The following is a 19,679-nucleotide window of genomic DNA, read 5'->3' as shown; positions in this document are numbered from 1 at the left end:
GCGTTTTAACGAAAAATGCGTTTCGCCGGAATCGAAAAGGTCGAATCAAACCTTTTGTTTTTCTTAATCGAACAGTTCACACCTTAGTAAAGGTGAGCGGTCAAGACCATTACATGGCCAATACGGCACCATTCATGAAGGGAAACTGAAATGCATGACTACGCTGTTTTTGGCCATGACAGAGCAATGATCGGCAGATGGTTAGGTGTTGTATCAATTGCTGTTGCGGGTGGGATATCACAATTTCTGGCTTGGACAACCAACCTGACCGGAATTGATGCATTCACTAGAGCAACCATCGCCACTGGAGCCGTTTATTTCGCCCTACACTGGACGTTCAATAAATGGGCATGGAAAATCCCCTACTTCTCAATACCCGACTTAAATGGAACTTGGGCTCTTCAAGGCCAGACCTTGAATGAAGATGGCAGCACAAGGTTTGATTGGGAAGGAGAAATTGGTATTGAGCAAAACTGGAAAGAAATTTCCGTTCACCTCAAGACCAAGAACAGCCAAAGCCAAAGCTACACGGCAACATTATCCAGACGTCATGGCCCTACCGGCGGGTGGCTATTAAGCTATAGTTATCGAAACGAGCCTGAGCTTGAGAGAACTCATGAACTTAACTCTCACAAAGGCTACTGTGAGATTGAGATAGATAAAACTCTATCCATGGGAAAGGCCTCATACTTCAACAGCAGTGGCAGAAGAACTTTCGGCACTATCACACTGAGGAAGACAGCATGATTGACTTCGAAAGCCGACTTAAGTCACTGAAAGAACGCAGACAAGGCTCTCGCGAGAGGGCTATCTTTGAAACCATGGACTCCTACTCTGCCAATCGAGCAATTTTGACAGGGCAAGATGTCAGAAAAAAAGAGTTTTTTGAACTTCTCAAGGAATCTACAGGCATTAAATATGCTGTCGGTGCAATGGCTGCAGTTGACGAAGCAGCGACCAAAGTTTCGGTCCGGGAAGGTGACAGGGTCGCAGACAGCCTGATCAAAAGCTTAACTGGGGCGGGAGAGTCTGTCACCAAGAGACTTCAAGGCTCAGTCGCCTTGGATATCCACATAAAGGGACACTCCGATGTTGACATGCTGATTATTGTGACCAATCCCGTCAACATCGAACTCCCACAAGTAACATCAAATGGCTATTCTCCAGCCACTGACCCTAGAAGTCTCTTGCAAATAATTAGAGACGTTCGTACAAAATCAGAAAATATATTGCCTGCAAATTTCCCAAAGGCTGATGTCGACTGCTCAAATAACAAATCCATTTGCATAAGCGGTGGAAGTCTTTCTCGGGATGTAGATGTAGTTCCGGCACTCTGGTTTGATACCATCCAGTATCAGCGCTCATTTCAAGAACATGATCGCGGTGTAAAAATCTACCACAAAGGCGATGACAAACTACTGCTGAATTTTCCGTTCTCGCATATCAAGCTAATAAATGACCGAGACGCTCAATATAGTGGAAACTTGAAGTGCGTTATTCGGCTAATGAAGAATATGATTGCCGACATGCCAGAATACAAGAAACGCATAGTCAAGCAACTTAGTAGCTACGACTTGGCAGCAATTGGATATCACATGAATAGCGACCTTCAGGCCCCCTATTACATGAGACTCTCTCTTATTGAAAAAACAAGAGCCCACCTGAATCTCTTGCTTGCAGCAAAGGATTATCGCAACTCACTGTTCGTGCCAGACAAGAGCCGTAAAATATTTGACACCGAGGGAAAAACCGAGGCGCTGTCTATTCTAAGTAAAGAAATGGATGACCTAGCTTTTTCGATATTCAAAGAGCTTCGCCCCTTCCAAGGCGCATATGACTCATCCACTATATTGACTAAGTCAATTTTTTGATCGCTCCCACGCTCCGAGGGTAATTGCCGTAGGCAATCGGGGGCAGACCACGATTTATCGTCTCCTTCCAATACCTGTTTCGCCCTTACGGCGAGTCACTTGACTCGCTTCGCTCGCCCTTCGGGCCAGCCTGCGGCTGTTACTCCGCTGCGCTCCGTTTCTCTTTACTCGCGCAGAAAGTAACCAAAGAGAAAGCGCGCCCGGCATCCGGGTTTCGCTACGCTCAACTCCCCTCGCTCCGGCGCTGCTCCGAGGGTCGTCGCGAAGGGCCATCCCTGGCCCATCACTCCTCGCTTGGCATCCATGCCAAACGCCCCTCTCCACAGCACCTCCACTCGGCCTCCTGACGGGAATCGGGGATCGCGGTGTTTGAACGTGTTGTGGAAGGCAGAGCAAAAAAGCAAAAGCAGAGCTTAAAGCGAGAGCATTGCGGCCAAGCCGCAATGCTCTCGCTTTGTTTGGTGCTGGATCGCCGATCTCGCAGACGACGCCAAACGTCCCGTCAGGAGGCCGAGTGGAATCGTTGTGTAAGGGGTTGAGCGGCATGGATGCCGCGAGAGCCGCGATGGGCCAGGGATGGCCCTTCGCGGCGTGCCCCTGAAACAGCGGTGGAACGAGGGAACCCGACGAAGTCGGGCCGGATGCCAGGGGCAAGATCTCTTGGTTACTTCTGGGGCGTTTGCCAGAAGTAACCCGCCGTAAGGGCGGAACCGGTATCAAGCGCCACACATTAGCGGCGGGATCACGCAAAACAAACCATCACAACGGTGGATGAAAAGAGCGTCATTCGCCCTACGAAATCACCGTCCTTGACCACTACTACCCACATCCCTACCCTAAGCGGCAGCGCCTAAGAAACGCTTCACGCAGCGGCAATACTGCTCCCGAAAGCAGCGGTGTATTCCATTGAGGTAATGGATATGCCTACCCAATCCGCATCCCCCACCATCCCCGCCCTTCCCGGCGAAATCCTCATCCCCCAGACCTTCACCCGCCACCGCAGGCAACTACGCGCCCTGCTGATCGAACAGCAATGCTGGTTCTGCGCAATGGATCTTGGTCGACTGATCGGCCAACCGCATCTGGACGAACGCGCCACACGCTCACTCGATACCGATCAGCTACTCGATGCCGTAATACTCAACACCCACGGCCAACCGGAGACGACACGGCTGATCAGCGAGTCCGGCGTCTATGCCCTACTGATCCACTACTACCACCCCGAGAATCGCTGCATTCGCCGCTGGATCACCACCGACGTGGTGCCAACGCTGCGCGAAACCGAACACCCCAACGAGCGCCGTCCAAGACGCGAAAACCGCCAGGGGCTGTCGCTGCTGCATTGGCAAGGCGATACCTGGATACCTTACCGGCCTGCGTGACCAGCGCCACTCAGAGGGTGGATGGCCACAGGGTCATCCGCTTGACACGCTACTTTTCCAGCTCGTGCAGGATATCGGCGCTGGGTATCCGTAAAACGCCCGAGCGATAGGCTTTGAAGCCATAGGCAGCAAGTAGCCCGGACTCCACCTTACGAGGCGTTAAGAACGCCCCAAGCCGGCAAGCGTTACAATGCCGCCCGCCGATTCATGAGAGCCTGCCTTGCCATGTTCACCCTCACCCACCTGAACACCCCACCACCCGAATCCCTGAAAAGCCAGGTGCTGCAGATGGTGGTGGATTACTTCAGCGATATCAGCCCGGTGCCCCTGGCGCCCAGCAACCCGCTCTATCAGTTGTACCAGTACGTGATCGGCTACGAAGTGCATCTACATCTTCAGGCCATGAATGGTGAAGCGGATAGCCCCGCGCAGCTGCTGCTGGCTCTGGATGATGAAGACCCGTCCCAGGTGCTGGGTTTCACTCTTTATCTGCCAAGCCAGGATGACCCCGAAGCCTGCACCCTGAGCTATATGGCCGTACAGGCCAGCCACCGCCAGCACGGTGTCGCCCGGGCCATGCTGCGGCAACTCATCGAGCGCAGGCCGCATGTCGAACTGACGTGCGTGGCCAGCAAGGTGCCCTACTTCGAAACGATGGGGTTTCAGGTACTGGCCGCACATGGCTCGCAGGTGCTGATGAATACCCGTGACCAGCGCTCCGACGGTATGGTGGCGGTGCAGGATCTGGCGCCGGTGTTTCAGTCCACCGAAGTGCGGCAGATTCACGCCTACTTGGTAAAGCAGCACGGTAAGCAGGCAATGAGCGAGGCAGAAACACAGCGTGACTATTACCTCGATCAGTTGGCCTACGAGGCTCAACAGCTAGTCCGCGAGCGTCTCACGCCAACCATTCACTAGCAGAGTTTGGCGCCGCCACCTGAATCAGTCACCGCGGTCGGTAGCAGGAACCGCGGGAACGACCGCCAACTCACGCAGGATATCTGCAGTCGGTATCCGTAAAACGCCCGAGCGATAGGCTTTGAAGCCATAGGCAGTGGCCCGATAAACACAGGGTACTGACTGCCTGGCGCCCAGCAGCTCACGCAGCTCCTGCGCCTGCAGAACGCGCTGGCTACGCCCCTGATTGAGGTTCTCGACGAACATGATCGACGAGTGAAAGACGAAGGGGGAAACAGTCGGCCCTGCTGCAAGAGAAGAAATAAGTCCCTTCGCTACATACCGCTCAGAGCTGTGCGCGTTGGGCACAGCATCACCAACGAGCGAACAACGCAGCAGTCCGCCAACGGGAGAATCTTCGGGTTTGAAGATATTCAGAAGGTCGGCATCAGCGGTAAAGCTGAGCTGATAACTATTGGCACTCTGCCTGGAAAACCCGAGATAAACCAATTCGGCAGGCGGGATGTGATGATTCTTGGCGCAGCCCAGAAAGAATGGCAACACGGCTAGCGGTAGATACCTGATCACGACAGCTACCTTGTGCGCCAACCCCGCAACGATCACTGAATGCCTACTTCCCGAAAAATGTCTGCAACCGGCACCCGCATGGTTGCCGAACGATAAGCCTTGAAGCCAAACGCGGTCGCCGTATACACGCAAGGCACGAACTGTTTGTCTTGTAGAATGCGCCGCAACTCGTCAGCATTTAGCGTACGCCGGCTTCGCCCGCCATTCATATTCTCATAAAAACTCAATGCCGAAGAGTACACAAATAACTCGCCATTCCGAGTTGGTTGAGAGACTGAAACCAAGCCGCTTGCTGAATATTGGTTAATAGTAGGATCCACTGGCATCTCATCAACGCCAAGCGAGCATCGAAGTATGCTACTAATAGGACGTTCACCTTTCTCGAAAACGTTTAAAAAATCAATATTGGACAAGAATACCACTTCATAGAGCGAGACCTCTCCCTCACGACTAAGCTCAACATAGTTCAGCTCTGCAGCAGGTGAATTGTGATTTTTCGCACACCCAAGGAATAGCGGTACGACTATCAACCAAAGGTATTTATACACGACAACCACCGTCAATATAGCTAATAATGGACTCAAACAAAATATCAGAAGCAGATGCACCATCACGCACAGCATTGACAAACATACCTAAGGCAGAGGCGTGATTGATATCCATATGAGCATTGACATCCGGGCCACTGCCTATTTCCCACTGCTCACCGAAATTAGCGATCGAGTCAGAACTGTTAGGGCGTTTTGGAGTTGCTCGAACATTAATCCAGTAACCACTAACAGGCTCAGGCTTGCTGAAGTAAATATCAGATCCAAGCCAAACCAAAGCACCCTCCCCCACCGGGTCTAGGGTAATAAGCATTTCCACTTTATATTCTTTTTCGCTCAGAATCTTGGAAAGATGAGCACCATTCCATCCTCCCAGGCTATGCCCGACTATGTAGACAGGCATTGATTTGTCTGGAATTCCCTTATACACGTTTTTATCAATATCCTTACCACCTCTAACATCGCCATACCCCAAGTAATGCGATTGATAAAAATCGTAGCGCCCAGATCGCTTCATACGATTATCAAAATTATCAAATACCTCTTCGATGTTCTTATAAGGGCCTGCCATATAATACGATTCCTTATCACCAGCCCCGCCAATAAAGAAAACAACCACCCTACAATTGGTGGCTTCAACGACTTTAGGGCCCTGATTTTCTGAAGGTGTCAGTGTGGGCGACGCGGCCAGGGTTGCGGTCTTCCCGCTTGGTAGAACGACTGTTTGAGCTTCCATGCTCAGTCCTCAATGTAGATTTCGATGGTTTCAGCGCGGACAGAATGGGTCACCAATTTAGTGAAGCCGTTTTCATCTGATTGGCCGTATTCAAAGCGTCCGTCTTCGTGCTTGATTGCATAATTCCTGTAGGTCAACGGTCTTCCGCTGCGCTTATCGACCAACTGGAAACGATCACTGAAAGCAGCCTGAATGATCAGAGGCAACACCGGAACGAAGGGCGCTCCGCCGCCACTGCTACCGATGATCACCGTGCCTGAACCGGCAATGACCGTATTCCCATGCCCGCCGACACTGCCGAGCGTCGCGGCATTCAGGCCGTTGATGAATACGGTTGGGGAGACGTTGGACGCAATTGGGCTGCCACAGGCTGACGTGTCACTGAGCCGGGCGGCGCTCAGGCCGTCGAACAGAACATCACCGGAACCGCTGACGATGGGGTTGGTGCCATGCCCTGGAATCGGGCAGGCGGTGGGGTCGCTGAGGCGCGCAGCAGGTTTGCCGCTCATTCATACACTCCTTGATCCAAGATCTTCGATGAGAGAACGCTTTACTCCATGGCGGCATTCTAGTGATCTGGCCCGACTCGACGTTGAACCATTGCACAGGCCTGGAATAACGCTCCTTACAATGGCGTGTACGCTGATTGCTCTCATATGCCGATGTATCCCGACAGGCCGTTATCCATTGCAGCGCTGGAAAGCGGCCACACAAGAGCACAGGGCGATCAGGCGTGCGCAAACGCGTAACCGCCAACTTCTCGCTAGCCTTTGCCTTTCTTCTTGGCAATCGCCTTCACCCGCGCCGCAGCCTTCTGCACACAGGCCATCTTCTCGGGGCGTTTCATGCCCCGCCATTTGCGGATTTCCTCGCGCGTGCGCCCGCAACTGACGCACAGCTCGCTGTTGAGCTGACACAGCGACACGCAGGGGTTCTCAATGTCCTTGGCCACGTTTTCCCCTTGCCGGCTGCTCGACCGAAAACGCGATATGCGCGGCGACACTGGAAACGCTGATGCCCACTTCATCGAAGGCGGCCAACGTCAGCGCCAGCATTCTCGTCTTGTCCGAGCTGGCGAGTGCCCGTGCCTTGTTGGCCTCGGTATCGAACATCCAGGTCACCACCAGGCTCTGCGGAAACTGCTCGTAGTCGACATCATGGGTCAGCCACTGGAAGCCGACGATTTCGCTTTTTGCCGTTTCGCAGGCAATGGTCAGGGTGCGGATAAGCTCGCGCTCGATGCCCGCGTATTTTCGTTTCGACGATGCCATAAGGCCCTTCTGGGTCTGAGTTCGTTGCGGCGCCATGTTACCCGAGGCGCTCAACGCCAAAGGGAAAGGACACGGATTGATTTGCACCCGAGCCCTTTCGACTTATGCTCGCGCGCACAGCGGCGCAACGCCCGAAACGGCCCTGATCATTCAAGGAAGAAAAGATGCGAAATATCATTCTATTGAGCCTGTGCCTCGGCCTCGTAGCCTGCAGCGCCAACCCTCAGCGCCTGTATCAGGAACAAGTCGTCAACGCCTCGACTCCGCTGGCGAAAACACCGCAGGAGGCCCTTCGCAATACCTCCGCCCAGCCCATGCAGATTGCGCCCGGCTGGCGCCCCGAGCAGTGGAAGATCACCGCTCAGGAACCTCGCCTGCTGATCAACGGCACGCCATCGAACTACCGGGTATTTTCGGTTGACCTCAAAGCCGGCAAGCCCTTTCAGATCAAGGTGAACTCGTGGTGCGTTAACGCCTGCCTGGGCTTCAGCAAGTACGTGCTGGCGCCCTATCTGATCCTGCTGAACGATGAGTCGAAGGTGGTGGGTCAGGGCTTTGGCCAGGTGCGTGGCATCGTCGGTGTCATCGATCAGGATCTGACTGGGCAGGTCGACCGCGACGGCACCTACTACCTGATCGTCGCAGCAGATAACCGCAACCCAGGCAAACAGGTGCTGATCGACAACGTCATGGTGGTGGGCAGCAGCGTGCCGGCCAACGGCCCCCGAATCCAGGTCGGCATGGGCAGTTATCCCTTCGGCAGCGTCGCCCCCTTTCTGGTCGCGCCGCAATAGCGACTGGTCCGGATAACGGCAGGATTAAAACCGCGATAAAACGCCCCCTCCCTCACTAAAGACATCAGCCATGTATTACCCACGAGAAGAAAAAAGAGACTTCCTCGCCACGCTCTCCACACTGTCGTTGATCGCGATCGTTCCCCTGGCCATTCTTGCCCTCATGAGCAACCACGGCGCGACCTCGCTCTTCATGCTGCTCGGCAGTCAGCAGGCGCAGGCCAGCATTACCGAGATACAGAACACGCCCAACCCTGACCTGAACATCATCACCTACAGCTATGACGCTGACGGAACAACGTTCACGGATACCTACACCCAGAACAGGCAGAACGACCCCGCGTCATACGCCATCGATTACACGATCGCGGTGATCCACTCCACCTGGTCACCCTCGATCAGGATGACGCAGGCCAATTACGACGCCAGCGGTACGGACGCCAAGGTTTTCATCGGCTGCACAACGGCGATCATCCTGTTGCTGGGCCTGTCTTTCTTTGCCCTGACGCGACAGAGAAAGCATGCAGCAGAAGATTTCTATTATTGACCGCCTGCGCGCTGCTCATGGCCGTACAGCCAAGCGCCGCGCCCCTTGCACAGCCATCCATACGACGGGAGTTCCGATGCCCGGCATTACACATGTCGCCGATACCTTTCAGGCGTTCCTGAACGATCTGCAAGATCGCCGCACCCCAGCCCTGAAACAGCTATCCAGACTGCGCAACGGTTTCGAAGGCTGGTTCAAGATCGAGCTTTATCTGTGGCTGGCTGAACGCTACGGGCTGCTGCCTCAGACGGATGTCGGGGTCGAGTACAAAGTCTGGCTGGATCAGCGGCGCGGGCAGATGGATCGCGAAACCAAGCAATGCGACCTGTGGGCGCGTGATGCTGAGACCAACGGCTACCACTACATCGAACTGAAGGTGCCGTTCGCCAACAACAACCGCGGCAAGATGCTTCTCAGCGCCTCCGATGACTTCTGGTACATGTCACGCCTTCTCGCGGCCGACCAGTCTGCAGCGACCGGCAGTGTGATCCAGATAGGCGTGGGATTTGACGAGCAGACCTGGAAGCAGGCCATCGACGAAGCGGTCACTTACGCAGGCAACGACCCGGCATGTGTGCAACTCAAGGTAGGGGCCGTGCTGCTGGAGGACGCGCTCCCTCTACAATGGGCGGTGATGACCAAGTTATACCTGCCTCGCCGCAATACCGAGCGAGACAGGTAGGCGTCACACCAGGCTCAGTCATGCATGCCTGTAGAGGCTGCCGAGCCTCTAGCGCTTGGCGATGATATAGACCGCATGGACGATGCCTGGGATGTAACCCAGCAGCGTCAGCAGGATGTTGAGCCAGAACGCACCGCCAAAACCCACCTGCAGGAACACCCCCAGCGGCGGCAGGATGATAGCGATCAAGATGCGGATAAGATCCATGGCAAAGCTCCTTCTTGGCGTCCAAGACGCGGTCAGAACCATAGACCCTTGACTCAGGAGAGCGGTTCCCCCGGCTGCGCAGGCCCATCCCGGCTAAGGAGAAAGACCATGGCAGAGCGGCCGAAGGAGAAAAGCCGTGAAGGTACCCACCCTGCTCGTCGCGCCGGTGGTTGCCAGCAGAGTGCTATATCGGCAGGATTCGGGGGATAACAACAAGGAAGCTGAGTCCATGACTCCTCAAGACTATGACCGTCAGCGCATGCAATCCAACTTCCTCGAATCGTTGCTTGCGGTGTTGGTGATCGGGCTGTTCGTCCTGGCCATCTTTGGCATGGGAGGCGAGCTGCTGATCGCCATGGCCGTGGTAATTGCGGGTGTGCTGGTCAATCTCTATCGCCTGCACCACGCGATCACCGACTATTCCTGCCCCTCATGCGGGGAGTTGCCACATGAGCGTGTCGACGAACGCGCCGGCCGCCAGCACGACCCAGCAACGCCCAACTGCCTGCACTGCGGCAAGGAGCTGTCGGAGTAGCGTCGTCGGGCACCACGTGGAGTGCCCTGCTCCATCCATCAGCGCTTGATACAGGCGAACAGTGCATTGCCTGATGCGTTATCCCAGGGCATCAGCCGCTGGTAATCATGTTCCAGCACCTGCACCTCGAAGTACGGCTCCAGTAGCGCCTGCAACTCGACAAAACTCACTGCGACCATGGGATGTTCGTCGTCCCAGACCTCGGTCTGCCCATCCACGCTTCGCTCGATGCGCAGCCGTAGCGCCTGCTGCTCGCCCTCGCCGCGGTAGTACCAAGCGGAGCTGAAGCGAAACTGGCCCTCGGCGTAACGTGCGCTGTGGGAGACGAACGAGGTGTTGTCGATGCGCTGCTTGTCCACCGCGTTGAAACAGAACACCCCACCGCTCGCCAGGGCGCCATGCACGCTGGCGATGCAGGCCTTGAGCCGTTCGATGCTGGCGCTGTAGTGGATGGAGTAGAGAAAGCAGGTGATCAGATCCAGCGGCGTTTCCACGCTGAAACCGCACATGTCCTGCAGGTCGAAGCGCGCCTCGGGGCAGCGCAAGGCAGCGCGGTCGAGCATCGGTTGATTGATGTCGAGACCGGTACTGGCATAACCCGCATCGAGAAAATGCCGCACATGCGGGCCGGTGCCGCAGGCCAGGTCGAGGTGACGCTTGCCGCCATTGCCGAACAGTTGCTGCAGGCGATGGATACAGTGGCTCTGCGCCTGATAGTCGATATCCGCGCACATCAGGTCGTAGTAACCCGACAGGTCGGTGTAGAGGGCATTGCCGGACATGATGACCTGCCGGGATGTCGAGGGGCACGCATCATAGCTCAAGCAACGCGTCGATAGCGCATGCTTTCGACGTGCCGGCGCGCCCCGCCCGGCGCTACCGATTCAGGGCATACGCACCGTCAGGCTGACCAGCTTGAGCACGATGGGCCGAACCAGCATCACGCAGACGAATGCCACCGGCATCGCCAGGCTGTAGGCGCTCAGCACGGCTTGCAGATAGCCGTCGCCGATCCCCCTGTTGGCAGCAGTGATCACCAGGCACATGAGCATGGCCATGATCGCCGACATGAAGAAGGCGAACGCCACGGGCATGGCGCGGGCAGGCAGCTTCCAGCTTCGCGTGGCAGAGGGCGTGAGTTCGAGATCGGGCATGGGCGCGGTACCGGTTTGATAAGGTGCGAGGCACTCTAACGAGACCAGGGATTGCCGCGGTAGAGGGGCAAAGGTAAGTTGAGTATCAAGCTTAACTTACGGATTGATCGAGCATTGGAAAGCAAAAGCACGGATACCCTGCGCGGCCTGGAGAGCTTCGTCAAAGCCGTGGAAAGCGGCAGCATCGCCGCTGGCGCCAGGCTACAGGGCATCAGCGCCGCTGCAGCGAGCCAGAACATCGCTCGCCTGGAGCAGAGCCTGGGCACACGCCTGCTGACCCGTACCACCCGCAGCCTGGCGCTCACCGATGCCGGTGCGCTGTACTTCGAGCGGGTGCAGAGCGTGATCCAGGAACTGGAGCTGGCCCGCGCCGCCGTGGCCGACCTGCAGGACGAACCCCGTGGCCTGCTGCGCATCGCCGCCAGTGCCGCTTTCGGCCGCCACGTACTTGCACCGCTGATCCCCGGCTTCATGGCTCGCCATCCACGCATCCGCTGCGAATTGCTGACCACCGACGGCAGTGTCGACCACATCCAGGAAGGCGTGGACGTCAGCATCCACATCGAACAGCAGTTACAGGATGGCCTGGTCGCCCGGCACATCGCCACCGCGCAGACTCGTTTCTGTGCCGCCCCGTCCTACTTGCAGCGCGCCGGGCGGCCGAACGAGCCGGAGGATCTGCGCGATCACGACTGCCTGCTGTTTCGCATCGCTGTCGACGGACGTTTCCTGCGCTGGGGCTTCGTGCGTGACGGCCTGCACTTCGATGCGCAGGTCAGGGCAAGCATGAGCAGTAACGATATCGACGCCCTCGCCCTGTGCGCGGCAGCAGGTGGCGGCGTCACCCGCCTGGCCTCCTTCGTCGCCGAACCCTACCTGGCACGCGGTGAACTGGTGGAGCTGTTCTCTTCCGCGACGCCCACACGCAGCCGGGCGACCAGTGCCCCGCTGGATTACTACCTATGCGTGCGTGACCGCTACGAGCTGACGCCCAAGGTTCGCCTGTTCATGGATTACCTGCTGCTGGCCTTGCCGCCAGAACTGAAGCCGCGCCCTGGCGGCAACTGGCAGGGTAAATCCGACAGCGCAAACGACTAAGCAGATCCGGTGATGAGCATAGTGCTGCTCACATAAGAAACGGTTGGACGCGATCAATCCCCTCGCCCCTCAGGGGAGAGGGGAAAACTAGCAGTTTCGTAATGATTTCAGCCCTCTCCCCCAACCCCTCCCCCATAAATGGGAGAGGGGAGCAGGACGCACACGACCTTAAGTGAACAGCATCGCGGCGATGAGCACGCTGCTGGCCTGCCCACACGGACAGCGGAGAAGGAAAGCCGCCACTCATTAGCGAACGTCGCGAACCGCACATGCCCGGGACGTGTCTGGACAGGCCAGCGGCCTCGACTCACGCGATCATCAAACGGACACCTGAACCGCATATCGCCGACTATCCCGGCGAGGTGCAACAGACAACCGGATAACGGCATGCCAGGGGAATCAGGATGAAAGACTCAGCACGCGGCTTGCTGCTCGTCACCACTGGAATCGTGGTGCTCAGCTTCGATGGCCTGTTGGTACGTCTGGTGCAGGCGGACGGCTGGAGTATCGTGTTCTGGCGCGGGCTGTTGATGTTCCTCGCCCTTGGCGCGTTCTCGCTGTCGACCAGAAGCCGTGCGAGCATCCGCGCGCAGCCGCTGCTCAGTGCCACATCGGCCCTCCTGCTGGCACTGATCTCGATCTTCTTCGTGCTGGCGATCATCCACACCACGGTGGCCAACGTGGTGGTCATACTGAGCACCGCACCGCTGTTCGCCGCACTCCTTACCCGTTTCTTCCTGCACGAGCCGGTAGCACTGCGCACCTGGCTGGCGATCAGCGTGGCGACGCTGGGCATCGTGCTGGTATTCGCCGGCTCCTTCACGAGCAGCGATCTGCTCGGCAATGTCTATGCGCTGCTGTCTTCGGCAGCGCTAGGCGCCAACCTCACCTTGTTGCGCAGACACCCCAGCCTCGAACGCATGCCGCTGATTGCGCTGGGCGGCCTGGCCGCGGCGTTGATCAGCTTGCCCATGGCCCAGCCGTTCGGCCTGGACGGGGCCAGCTATCTGGCGCTGGCCGTCATGGGGCTGCTGCAAATGCCGCTGGCCACCTTGCTGATCAACAACGCGACACGCTACCTGCCCTCAGCCGAGGTTGCCTTGTTCTATTTGCTGGAAAGCGTGCTGGGCACCTTGTGGGTCTGGTATTTCCTGAGCGAAGTGCCGGCCCAGGCAACGCTGTATGGCGGCGCGCTGGTGATCGTCACGCTGATGGTGCACGCCGGTCTCACGTTACGCACACGCCCACCTTTGCCAGCCTGAATCGGCTGCGCGAATGCGCACGCCCATGTCGACCCCAGACAACCGAGCGTCGTCCTGGCGCTCTATGGTGAACGCCCTTTCGATCATTTCACTGGAGCGCCCCATGGCCAACAAACCGATCACCGTCCTGCGCGATACCCAGCCGATGCCTGTCGTCGACGCCTGCAAATGGGAGCGTATCGAGGGTGAGCCGCACACCGTCAACCTCAACGCCTACACCTCCGATGACGGCAGCAAGATCATGGGCACCTGGATCTGCACCCCCGGTAAATGGCGGGTGGAGTATGTGAAGTGGGAGTACTGCCACTTCCAGGAAGGCTACTGCATCATCACCCCGGACGGCATGCAGCCGATTCACCTCAAGGCTGGCGATATCTTCGTGGTCGAGCCCGGTATGAAAGGCACCTGGGAAGTGGTCGAGACAGTGCGCAAGTACTTCGTGTTCGCCTGACGCGGCCTGACAGCGGCAACCTTGCTTGAAAAACCCAGGAACCTGACCTATTCACAACGGTCAGTGCTCCTCCGCCGATCCGGCGGTTTCCAACCACGGACGACCCACAAGGTCTTTCAGCAAGGAACTCTCATGAATCGACTCAAACTGCCGCTGTTCACCCTCGCCTGCGCCCTGCCCCTGGCAGCCTGCGCCGCCACGCCCGAGGCACTCAAGCCCTACCCCGCTGCTGCCGACGGCTACAACCGCCATGTGATCGAGCTGCCAGCGCAGGCCGACGAAGCCGAGCACAAGGTGGAGATCATCGCCGGCAAAACCCTGGAAGTGGACTGCAACCAGCAGCGCCTGGGTGGCCAGTGGCAGGAAAAGACCGTGGAAGGCTGGGGCTACAGCTATTACGAGCTGGGCCAGGTCGGTCCGGCAATGAGCACGCTGATGGCCTGCCCGGACGGCAGCCGTAAACCGGCCTTCGTGCGCGTTGGCGGCGAGCCGCAACTGGTGCGTTACAACAGCAAGCTGCCGCTGGTGATCTACGCACCATCGGACGTCGAGGTGCGCTATCGCATCTGGTCGGCCGGCAGCGACGTCACCCAAGCACCGCGCCAGTGACAGGCGTCTCGCGCGATAGCCTTTCCCGTCACAGATAGCCCATCGGCACAGGTTGCCCAGCGCGGCTTATGAAAATAAGCCGCGCTGACGCCTTTATCACGCTGACTCCAACTCCCTTGCTGGTTATGCTCCGGCTTATCCCAGCAAGCATCTGTAGCGGAACCAGCCATGGATATCGAACACCTCTTCGCCGAACTGCATAGCCTGCCCAGCATCCCCAAGGTCGCGCAGGAGCTGATCCAGCAGTTCGACAACCCCAGCGCCAACCTGGAAAGCGTGGCACGCAACATCGAACGTGACCCGGTGATCGCCGCCAAGGTGTTGCGCCTGGCCAACTCGGCGCGTTTTCGTGGCGCTCGAGAAGCCACCAGCGTGGAAGATGCGGCCATGCGCCTAGGCTTCAACACCCTGCGCACGCTGGTGATGGCCTCGGCGGTGACCGGCGCGTTCAAGGTAGACACCGGCTTCGACCTGAAGGCCTTCTGGCTCAACAGCTTCCGCGTGGCGAGCATCGCCCGCACCCTGGCCAGGCAGTTGCAATTGGATGCCGACGCCGCCTTCACCTGCGGGATGATGCACAACATCGGCGAATTGCTGATCCAGGCTGGCGCGCCGGACTTTGCCCGCCGCCTCAACCGCCAACCGCAGCGCGAAGCCGCCGCTCATGCCGCCGAGGAAACCCTGCAACTGGGCTTCGGCTACCCGGAGGTAGGCGCAGAACTGGCACGCCGCTGGCAATTGCCGCAACTGATCCAGCACGCCATCGGCTACCAGGCCCGCCCCAGCCAGGCGCCGGACGACGGGGTCTATGCCCGGCTGGTGGCGCAATCGGTACTGATCGGCGAGACCATCGAACTCGACGGTGTGAGCGAGCAGGCTCAACAGAGCCTGGAAGGTCCACTGTTCGAGGAGGTCGACCTGAGCAAACTGTTCCAGGCGCTGCCCGCCGTGCTGGAGGCAGACAAGGCATTCGCCGAATTGCTGGGATGAAATGAACATCTGCCTGGCGACAACCCGCCGCCTCACTCAGGGTGCAGGCGAGAACTGACCCAGGGCCAGGCAGGGAAATGAAAGCCAGCGCGACGCTCAGCGTTAGCCGGGCTTCTTGTCGGTATCGGCCTTGGCTGCAACGGCCAAGGCCATGACCACTTCACGCACGACTTTGCGCTGCGGCATCGGCAGGCCCAGAAAGGCCTCGATGACCTCACGTTCCTGATAGAACTTCGGATCCTCCCAACGACCACGCTGCTCACGCACGGTGGCCGCAGCGCGCTCACCGAAGCGCAGCTCCTGCGGTTCGACACGCAGCCACTCGGCCAGCACCTGCAGCTTGTCCTGGGAAGGGATCGCCTCGCCGCGCAGCCAACGCGAAACGGCCTGGAAGGTCACGGAGCGCCCCCAGTAGCGCGAGTTGAACTCACGCTCCAGCACGGCTGGGCGATCTGGATAGCCAGCCGCGATCATGGCACTGCGCAAGCGCTGGGCGAATTCTGTTTTCTCGGTCATGGACGCGGACGTTAAATTCCGCTTCCATGCTTGATTGAACATTCAGTTGTATTTTAAATGAAATTCATGATTTCATCGCGATTCACAGGGTTTTATTTCGTGCACAAGGAGGCGCCATGATCAGTCCACTCAACCCCAGCTTCGAAGACATCCGCCTCACTGTGCAGCGAGCCGCGGATGGTCGTTTCTGGTTCGCCGCGCAGCCTATCTGCCAGGCACTGGAACTGGCTGACGAACACGCGGCGCTGCTGAGCCACTGCCGCCCCGACGGCATCTTGTTCGGCAACGAAGAAACGCCGCAGGCCATGATCGATCTGGAGAACCTGCTGCGCCTGAGCCTGCACAGCACCAGCCCACGAGCCGAGCGCCTGCGCGAGTGGTTGTGCCAGGCCCTGTTGCCGCACCTGTTCAGCAGCGCCAACCTGCCGAGCTACCGGCAACTGAACGCGGCAGACAAACGCCTGCGCGTGCTCAAATGGCACGACGACTGGTGGATGTCGGTGAACGATGTGATGCAGCTGTTCGGCAGCCGGCCGGAACTGCTTGGACTGAACGATGAACACCGTGGTGGCTGAGCACCAAGCTCGTAGGGTGCGCTGTGCGCACCGACTGTGCCCAGCCAACCGCTGCGGCGTAAGGGGTACCCGCTAACGGGCCGGCGTAACTCTGCCGGCCCGCACGGATCAATCGCCCACAGTCAGCGCCAGTGAGCCCTCGCTCACGACATGCAGCACTGCTTGTACTTCTTGCCGCTGCCACAGGTGCACGGATCGTTGCGACCGACCTTGGCGTCATCGCGGCGCACTGGCAGCAAGGGCTGCAGGTTCTGCTGCCAGTATTCGTAGAGCTCGACCGCTGCCGGCTCGATCATCGCCGTGCTGGCGTCGTATTCGGCGTCGGACATGGCCTTGAGCGTTTCCGTGCCGCTTTCGTCGCCATGCAGGGCGATCAGCTTCAGCGCCGCTGACGCGGCCTCGGACAACGCCTCCTCCAGCCAGCCTGCCACCGCGGCGCCGCGCAGATAACCCGAGCACCATTCCGAAACGATCAGCTTCTCGCCCTTGCCGTTGCTGTCTGCCAGGAAGATCGCCTCGTAGTCATCCGGCTCCTCGCTGAGCATGTAGGTCGCCTCGCTCATCAGCTCGACAGCCAGCCTCATGAAGCGCTCGCCATCCTTGTCGCTGGGCCACTGTGGCAGCTGGTCGGCCCAGATCGCCGCATACCAGACAGCAGGCGCGACCTGACGCGGGCTGGAGACGATGGCAGCGAAATAACCATCCAGCTCGCTGGCGGACAGGATCGAGTCATCATTGCCGTACTTGAGCAGCCACTGATCGAGCTTCTCCAACCCTCTGTTGTCCATCGCCACGCCTCACGCTGAAAAAAGGCCGCTACTGTCCCACAGATACGGGGATTCAGACAGCCTGAGCCGCCGTCCGGCACATCGCGGATGCCCCCGCCGCGATGGCCCGGTACAATGCGCGCCCAACCGTGCCTCAGCCCTAAATAGAAAAACCATGTCCTTGCCCAAGAACCACCTGGAACTGCTCAGCCCTGCGCGTGATGTCGAGATCGCCCGCGAGGCCATCCTGCATGGCGCCGACGCCGTCTACATCGGCGGCCCGAGCTTCGGCGCGCGGCACAATGCCTGCAACGAAGTGAGCGATATCGCCGGGCTGGTGGAGTTCGCCCGCCGCTACCACGCGCGGGTGTTCACCACGATCAACACCATCCTGCACGACGATGAGCTGGAGCCGGCACGCACGCTGATCCACCAGCTCTACGACGCGGGCGTGGACGCGCTGATCGTGCAGGACATGGGCGTGATGGAGCTGGATATTCCGCCCATCGAGCTGCATGCCAGCACCCAGACCGACATTCGAACCCTGGCACGCGCCAAGTTTCTCGACCAGGCCGGCTTCTCCCAACTGGTGCTGGCCCGCGAGCTGAACCTGCAGGAAATCCGCGCCATCGCCGATGAAACCGATGCCGCCATCGAGTTCTTCATCCATGGCGCGCTGTGCGTGGCCTTCTCCGGCCAGTGCAACATCTCCCACGCGCAGACCGGGCGCAGTGCCAACCGCGGCGACTGCTCGCAGGCCTGCCGCCTGCCCTACACCCTCAAGGATGAAAAAGGCGGCGTGATCGCCTACGAAAAACACCTGCTGTCCATGAAGGACAACAACCAGAGCGCCAACCTGCGCGCCTTGGTCGAGGCCGGCGTGCGCTCGTTCAAGATCGAGGGCCGCTACAAGGATGTGGCCTACGTGAAGAACATCACCGCCCACTACCGCCGCGAACTCGACGCGATTCTCGAGGATCGTCCGGACTTGGCCCGCGCCTCCAGCGGCCGCACCGCGCACTTCTTCGTGCCCGACCCGGACAAGACCTTCCACCGCGGCAGCACCGACTACTTCGTCACCGAGCGCAAAGTCGATATCGGCGCCTTCGACTCGCCAACCTTCACCGGGCTGGCGGTCGGCAATGTCGAGAAGGTCAACAAGCGCGACCTGATCGCCGTCACCCATGAGCCGCTGTCCAACGGCGACGGCCTCAACGTACTGGTCAAGCGCGAAGTGGTCGGCTTCCGCGCCAACATCGCCGAATTGAAGGGTGAGTTCGAGGAAGACGGCGAGAAGCGCTATCGCTACCGCGTCGAGCCCAACGAGATGCCCGAAGGTCTGTTCCGTCTGCGCCCGAATCACCCGCTCTCGCGCAACCTCGACCATAACTGGCAGCAAGCCCTGCAACGCACCAGTGCCGAGCGCCGCATCGGCGTGAGCTGGAAGGCCGAGCTGCGCGAAGACGCCCTCAAGCTCACCGCCACCAGCGAAGAAGGCATCAGCGTCGACGTTGCCCTGCCCGGCCCATTCGGCGCGGCCAACAAACCGGAGCAGGCGCTCGACGGCCTGCGCGACCTGCTCACCCAGCTCGGCACCACCATCTACCACGCCCAGGGCGTGACGCTGGATGCACCGCAGGCGTTCTTCGTGCCCAACTCGCAGCTCAAGGCACTGCGCCGCGACGCCATCGACAAGCTCACCGAAGCGCGCGTCGCCGCTCACCCGCGCGGTAACCGCAAGGCCGAAACCGAGCCGGCGCCGGTGTACCCGGAATCGCACCTGTCGTTCCTCTACAACGTCTACAACCAGAAGGCGCGCGATTTCTATCACCGCCACGGCGTACAGCTGATCGACGCCGCCTACGAGGCACACGAAGAGCCCGGCGAAGTGCCGGTGATGATCACCAAGCACTGCCTACGCTTCTCCTTCAACCTGTGCCCGAAGCAGGCCAAGGGCGTTACCGGCGTGAAAACCCGCGTCGCGCCGATGCAACTCGTGCACGGCGATGAAGTGCTGACCCTGAAGTTCGACTGCAAGCCGTGCGAGATGCACGTGATCGGCAAGATGAAAGGCCACATCCTCGACCTGCCGCATCCGGGCAGCGCCGCGACTCAGGTAGTCGGCCACATCAGCCCGGATGATCTGCTCAAGACCATTCGCCAGAAACCGGGCTACAGCCACTGATCCGAGGGTGCGCC

At 58.9% G+C, this 19,679-nt stretch carries 26 protein-coding genes; 15 read left to right on the top strand and 11 right to left on the bottom strand.

Annotation, left to right across the window (positions count from 1 at the left end; translation table 11 throughout):
* Positions 1-150: 150 nt before the first annotated feature.
* The 4 genes from HS968_RS08505 (at position 151) to HS968_RS08490 (ending at position 4,171) form a co-directional block, all read left to right on the top strand.
* A complete protein-coding gene (locus HS968_RS08505) occupies positions 151-747 on the top strand; it encodes a Cap15 family cyclic dinucleotide receptor domain-containing protein (RefSeq protein ID WP_182370960.1) in 597 nt (198 codons plus the stop codon).
* Positions 744-1,871, top strand: coding sequence for a nucleotidyltransferase family protein (locus tag HS968_RS08500; RefSeq protein WP_182370959.1), 1,128 nt, complete (start codon positions 744-746; stop codon positions 1,869-1,871). Before HS968_RS08505 ends, HS968_RS08500 begins: the two co-directional genes overlap by 4 nt.
* Positions 1,872-2,791: 920 nt before the next feature.
* Positions 2,792-3,253, top strand: coding sequence for a BRO-N domain-containing protein (locus tag HS968_RS08495; protein ID WP_182370958.1), 462 nt, complete (start codon positions 2,792-2,794; stop codon positions 3,251-3,253).
* A 225-nt stretch (positions 3,254-3,478) separates the two neighbouring features.
* On the top strand, positions 3,479-4,171 hold the full coding sequence (locus tag HS968_RS08490) for a GNAT family N-acetyltransferase (RefSeq protein ID WP_182370957.1): 693 nt from the start codon (positions 3,479-3,481) through the stop codon (positions 4,169-4,171).
* A 24-nt stretch (positions 4,172-4,195) separates the two neighbouring features.
* Here HS968_RS08490 and HS968_RS08485 read toward each other — a convergent pair whose 3' ends face one another.
* From HS968_RS08485 to HS968_RS08460, 6 genes are all read right to left on the bottom strand, one after another.
* Complete coding sequence (locus HS968_RS08485) at positions 4,196-4,714, bottom strand: hypothetical protein (protein WP_182370956.1); 519 nt, start codon at positions 4,712-4,714, stop codon at positions 4,196-4,198.
* Positions 4,715-4,770: 56 nt separating this feature from the next.
* Positions 4,771-5,286 carry a hypothetical protein gene (locus HS968_RS08480; RefSeq protein WP_182370955.1) on the bottom strand — a complete coding sequence of 172 codons (516 nt, stop codon included), beginning with the start codon at positions 5,284-5,286 and terminating at the stop codon, positions 4,771-4,773.
* Entirely contained in the window at positions 5,279-6,022 is a 744-nt protein-coding gene (locus HS968_RS08475) for an alpha/beta hydrolase (protein WP_182370954.1), read from the bottom strand. The genes HS968_RS08480 and HS968_RS08475 overlap by 8 nt, the downstream gene beginning before the upstream one ends.
* A 2-nt stretch (positions 6,023-6,024) precedes the next feature.
* Positions 6,025-6,531 (bottom strand): PAAR domain-containing protein, encoded by a 507-nt coding sequence (locus tag HS968_RS08470; RefSeq protein WP_179624430.1) that lies wholly within the window; start codon positions 6,529-6,531, stop codon positions 6,025-6,027.
* A gap of 254 nt (positions 6,532-6,785) precedes the next feature.
* The gene (locus tag HS968_RS08465; protein WP_179624429.1) at positions 6,786-6,974 is read right to left on the bottom strand and encodes a DUF1289 domain-containing protein; all 189 of its coding nucleotides are present in this window, start codon (positions 6,972-6,974) and stop codon (positions 6,786-6,788) included.
* Positions 6,958-7,293, bottom strand: a complete 336-nt coding sequence (locus HS968_RS08460) for a hypothetical protein (protein WP_182370953.1) — start codon at positions 7,291-7,293, stop codon at positions 6,958-6,960. The genes HS968_RS08465 and HS968_RS08460 overlap by 17 nt, the downstream gene beginning before the upstream one ends.
* Positions 7,294-7,457: 164 nt before the next feature.
* Here HS968_RS08460 and HS968_RS08455 point away from each other — a divergent pair, with 164 nt between their 5' ends.
* The 3 genes from HS968_RS08455 (at position 7,458) to HS968_RS08445 (ending at position 9,316) form a co-directional block, all read left to right on the top strand.
* A complete protein-coding gene (locus HS968_RS08455; RefSeq protein ID WP_182370952.1) occupies positions 7,458-8,087 on the top strand; it encodes a hypothetical protein in 630 nt (209 codons plus the stop codon).
* 70 nt (positions 8,088-8,157) lie between these two features.
* On the top strand, positions 8,158-8,634 hold the full coding sequence (locus HS968_RS08450; RefSeq protein WP_182370951.1) for a hypothetical protein: 477 nt from the start codon (positions 8,158-8,160) through the stop codon (positions 8,632-8,634).
* Positions 8,609-9,316 (top strand): hypothetical protein, encoded by a 708-nt coding sequence (locus HS968_RS08445; protein ID WP_238338922.1) that lies wholly within the window; start codon positions 8,609-8,611, stop codon positions 9,314-9,316. The genes HS968_RS08450 and HS968_RS08445 overlap by 26 nt, the downstream gene beginning before the upstream one ends.
* Before the next feature lie 48 nt (positions 9,317-9,364).
* Here the strand turns inward: HS968_RS08445 and HS968_RS08440 are convergent, their stop codons facing one another.
* Positions 9,365-9,523 (bottom strand): YqaE/Pmp3 family membrane protein, encoded by a 159-nt coding sequence (locus HS968_RS08440; protein WP_009615518.1) that lies wholly within the window; start codon positions 9,521-9,523, stop codon positions 9,365-9,367.
* 229 nt (positions 9,524-9,752) lie between these two features.
* On the opposite strand from HS968_RS08440, the gene HS968_RS08435 reads away from it, so the two are divergent.
* Positions 9,753-10,058, top strand: coding sequence for a hypothetical protein (locus HS968_RS08435; RefSeq protein WP_182370950.1), 306 nt, complete (start codon positions 9,753-9,755; stop codon positions 10,056-10,058).
* Positions 10,059-10,096: 38 nt separating this feature from the next.
* On the opposite strand, the gene HS968_RS08430 is transcribed toward HS968_RS08435, so the two are convergent.
* On the bottom strand, positions 10,097-10,840 hold the full coding sequence (locus HS968_RS08430) for a class I SAM-dependent DNA methyltransferase (RefSeq protein ID WP_182370949.1): 744 nt from the start codon (positions 10,838-10,840) through the stop codon (positions 10,097-10,099).
* A 102-nt stretch (positions 10,841-10,942) separates the two neighbouring features.
* Positions 10,943-11,212 (bottom strand): DUF2798 domain-containing protein, encoded by a 270-nt coding sequence (locus HS968_RS08425; protein WP_119693708.1) that lies wholly within the window; start codon positions 11,210-11,212, stop codon positions 10,943-10,945.
* 114 nt (positions 11,213-11,326) lie between these two features.
* On the opposite strand from HS968_RS08425, the gene HS968_RS08420 reads away from it, so the two are divergent.
* The 5 genes from HS968_RS08420 (at position 11,327) to HS968_RS08400 (ending at position 15,622) form a co-directional block, all read left to right on the top strand.
* Positions 11,327-12,310, top strand: a complete 984-nt coding sequence (locus HS968_RS08420) for a LysR family transcriptional regulator (protein WP_407681646.1) — start codon at positions 11,327-11,329, stop codon at positions 12,308-12,310.
* A 404-nt stretch (positions 12,311-12,714) separates the two neighbouring features.
* Positions 12,715-13,572, top strand: a complete 858-nt coding sequence (locus HS968_RS08415; RefSeq protein WP_119693707.1) for a DMT family transporter — start codon at positions 12,715-12,717, stop codon at positions 13,570-13,572.
* 103 nt (positions 13,573-13,675) lie between these two features.
* Complete coding sequence (locus HS968_RS08410) at positions 13,676-14,023, top strand: cupin domain-containing protein (protein ID WP_106739512.1); 348 nt, start codon at positions 13,676-13,678, stop codon at positions 14,021-14,023.
* A gap of 132 nt (positions 14,024-14,155) precedes the next feature.
* Positions 14,156-14,632, top strand: coding sequence for a serine protease inhibitor ecotin (gene eco / locus HS968_RS08405; protein WP_182370948.1), 477 nt, complete (start codon positions 14,156-14,158; stop codon positions 14,630-14,632).
* Between the two features lie 168 nt (positions 14,633-14,800).
* Complete coding sequence (locus HS968_RS08400; protein ID WP_182370947.1) at positions 14,801-15,622, top strand: HDOD domain-containing protein; 822 nt, start codon at positions 14,801-14,803, stop codon at positions 15,620-15,622.
* Between the two features lie 102 nt (positions 15,623-15,724).
* Here the strand turns inward: HS968_RS08400 and HS968_RS08395 are convergent, their stop codons facing one another.
* The gene (locus HS968_RS08395) at positions 15,725-16,138 is read right to left on the bottom strand and encodes a helix-turn-helix domain-containing protein (RefSeq protein WP_179624420.1); all 414 of its coding nucleotides are present in this window, start codon (positions 16,136-16,138) and stop codon (positions 15,725-15,727) included.
* Between the two features lie 116 nt (positions 16,139-16,254).
* On the opposite strand from HS968_RS08395, the gene HS968_RS08390 reads away from it, so the two are divergent.
* On the top strand, positions 16,255-16,713 hold the full coding sequence (locus tag HS968_RS08390; RefSeq protein WP_182370946.1) for a BRO-N domain-containing protein: 459 nt from the start codon (positions 16,255-16,257) through the stop codon (positions 16,711-16,713).
* 143 nt (positions 16,714-16,856) lie between these two features.
* Here HS968_RS08390 and HS968_RS08385 read toward each other — a convergent pair whose 3' ends face one another.
* The gene (locus tag HS968_RS08385) at positions 16,857-17,501 is read right to left on the bottom strand and encodes a YecA/YgfB family protein (protein ID WP_182370945.1); all 645 of its coding nucleotides are present in this window, start codon (positions 17,499-17,501) and stop codon (positions 16,857-16,859) included.
* 154 nt (positions 17,502-17,655) lie between these two features.
* Between HS968_RS08385 and HS968_RS08380 the strand changes: the two genes are divergently transcribed.
* Entirely contained in the window at positions 17,656-19,665 is a 2,010-nt protein-coding gene (locus HS968_RS08380) for a peptidase U32 family protein (protein WP_182370944.1), read from the top strand.
* Positions 19,666-19,679 lie beyond the last annotated feature (14 nt).

This window comes from Pseudomonas berkeleyensis, from assembly GCF_014109765.1.
Taxonomy (GTDB): domain Bacteria; phylum Pseudomonadota; class Gammaproteobacteria; order Pseudomonadales; family Pseudomonadaceae; genus Aquipseudomonas; species Aquipseudomonas berkeleyensis.
This window is presented reverse-complemented; position numbering and strand designations above follow the sequence as displayed.

What these genes read in the sequence shown, in the direction of transcription:
- HS968_RS08505 (WP_182370960.1), top strand. Translation starts at nt 151, where the DNA reads ATGCATGACTACGCTGTTTTTGGCCATGACAGAGCAATGATCGGCAGA.
- HS968_RS08500 (WP_182370959.1), top strand. Translation starts at nt 744, where the DNA reads ATGATTGACTTCGAAAGCCGACTTAAGTCACTGAAAGAACGCAGACAA.
- HS968_RS08495 (WP_182370958.1), top strand. Translation starts at nt 2,792, where the DNA reads ATGCCTACCCAATCCGCATCCCCCACCATCCCCGCCCTTCCCGGCGAA.
- HS968_RS08490 (WP_182370957.1), top strand. Translation starts at nt 3,479, where the DNA reads ATGTTCACCCTCACCCACCTGAACACCCCACCACCCGAATCCCTGAAA.
- HS968_RS08475 (WP_182370954.1), bottom strand. Translation starts at nt 6,022, where the DNA reads ATGGAAGCTCAAACAGTCGTTCTACCAAGCGGGAAGACCGCAACCCTG.
- HS968_RS08470 (WP_179624430.1), bottom strand. Translation starts at nt 6,531, where the DNA reads ATGAGCGGCAAACCTGCTGCGCGCCTCAGCGACCCCACCGCCTGCCCG.
- HS968_RS08460 (WP_182370953.1), bottom strand. Translation starts at nt 7,293, where the DNA reads ATGGCATCGTCGAAACGAAAATACGCGGGCATCGAGCGCGAGCTTATC.
- HS968_RS08455 (WP_182370952.1), top strand. Translation starts at nt 7,458, where the DNA reads ATGCGAAATATCATTCTATTGAGCCTGTGCCTCGGCCTCGTAGCCTGC.
- HS968_RS08450 (WP_182370951.1), top strand. Translation starts at nt 8,158, where the DNA reads ATGTATTACCCACGAGAAGAAAAAAGAGACTTCCTCGCCACGCTCTCC.
- HS968_RS08445 (WP_238338922.1), top strand. Translation starts at nt 8,609, where the DNA reads ATGCAGCAGAAGATTTCTATTATTGACCGCCTGCGCGCTGCTCATGGC.
- HS968_RS08440 (WP_009615518.1), bottom strand. Translation starts at nt 9,523, where the DNA reads ATGGATCTTATCCGCATCTTGATCGCTATCATCCTGCCGCCGCTGGGG.
- HS968_RS08435 (WP_182370950.1), top strand. Translation starts at nt 9,753, where the DNA reads ATGACTCCTCAAGACTATGACCGTCAGCGCATGCAATCCAACTTCCTC.
- HS968_RS08430 (WP_182370949.1), bottom strand. Translation starts at nt 10,840, where the DNA reads ATGTCCGGCAATGCCCTCTACACCGACCTGTCGGGTTACTACGACCTG.
- HS968_RS08425 (WP_119693708.1), bottom strand. Translation starts at nt 11,212, where the DNA reads ATGCCCGATCTCGAACTCACGCCCTCTGCCACGCGAAGCTGGAAGCTG.
- HS968_RS08415 (WP_119693707.1), top strand. Translation starts at nt 12,715, where the DNA reads ATGAAAGACTCAGCACGCGGCTTGCTGCTCGTCACCACTGGAATCGTG.
- HS968_RS08410 (WP_106739512.1), top strand. Translation starts at nt 13,676, where the DNA reads ATGGCCAACAAACCGATCACCGTCCTGCGCGATACCCAGCCGATGCCT.
- eco (WP_182370948.1), top strand. Translation starts at nt 14,156, where the DNA reads ATGAATCGACTCAAACTGCCGCTGTTCACCCTCGCCTGCGCCCTGCCC.
- HS968_RS08400 (WP_182370947.1), top strand. Translation starts at nt 14,801, where the DNA reads ATGGATATCGAACACCTCTTCGCCGAACTGCATAGCCTGCCCAGCATC.
- HS968_RS08395 (WP_179624420.1), bottom strand. Translation starts at nt 16,138, where the DNA reads ATGACCGAGAAAACAGAATTCGCCCAGCGCTTGCGCAGTGCCATGATC.
- HS968_RS08390 (WP_182370946.1), top strand. Translation starts at nt 16,255, where the DNA reads ATGATCAGTCCACTCAACCCCAGCTTCGAAGACATCCGCCTCACTGTG.
- HS968_RS08385 (WP_182370945.1), bottom strand. Translation starts at nt 17,501, where the DNA reads ATGGACAACAGAGGGTTGGAGAAGCTCGATCAGTGGCTGCTCAAGTAC.
- HS968_RS08380 (WP_182370944.1), top strand. Translation starts at nt 17,656, where the DNA reads ATGTCCTTGCCCAAGAACCACCTGGAACTGCTCAGCCCTGCGCGTGAT.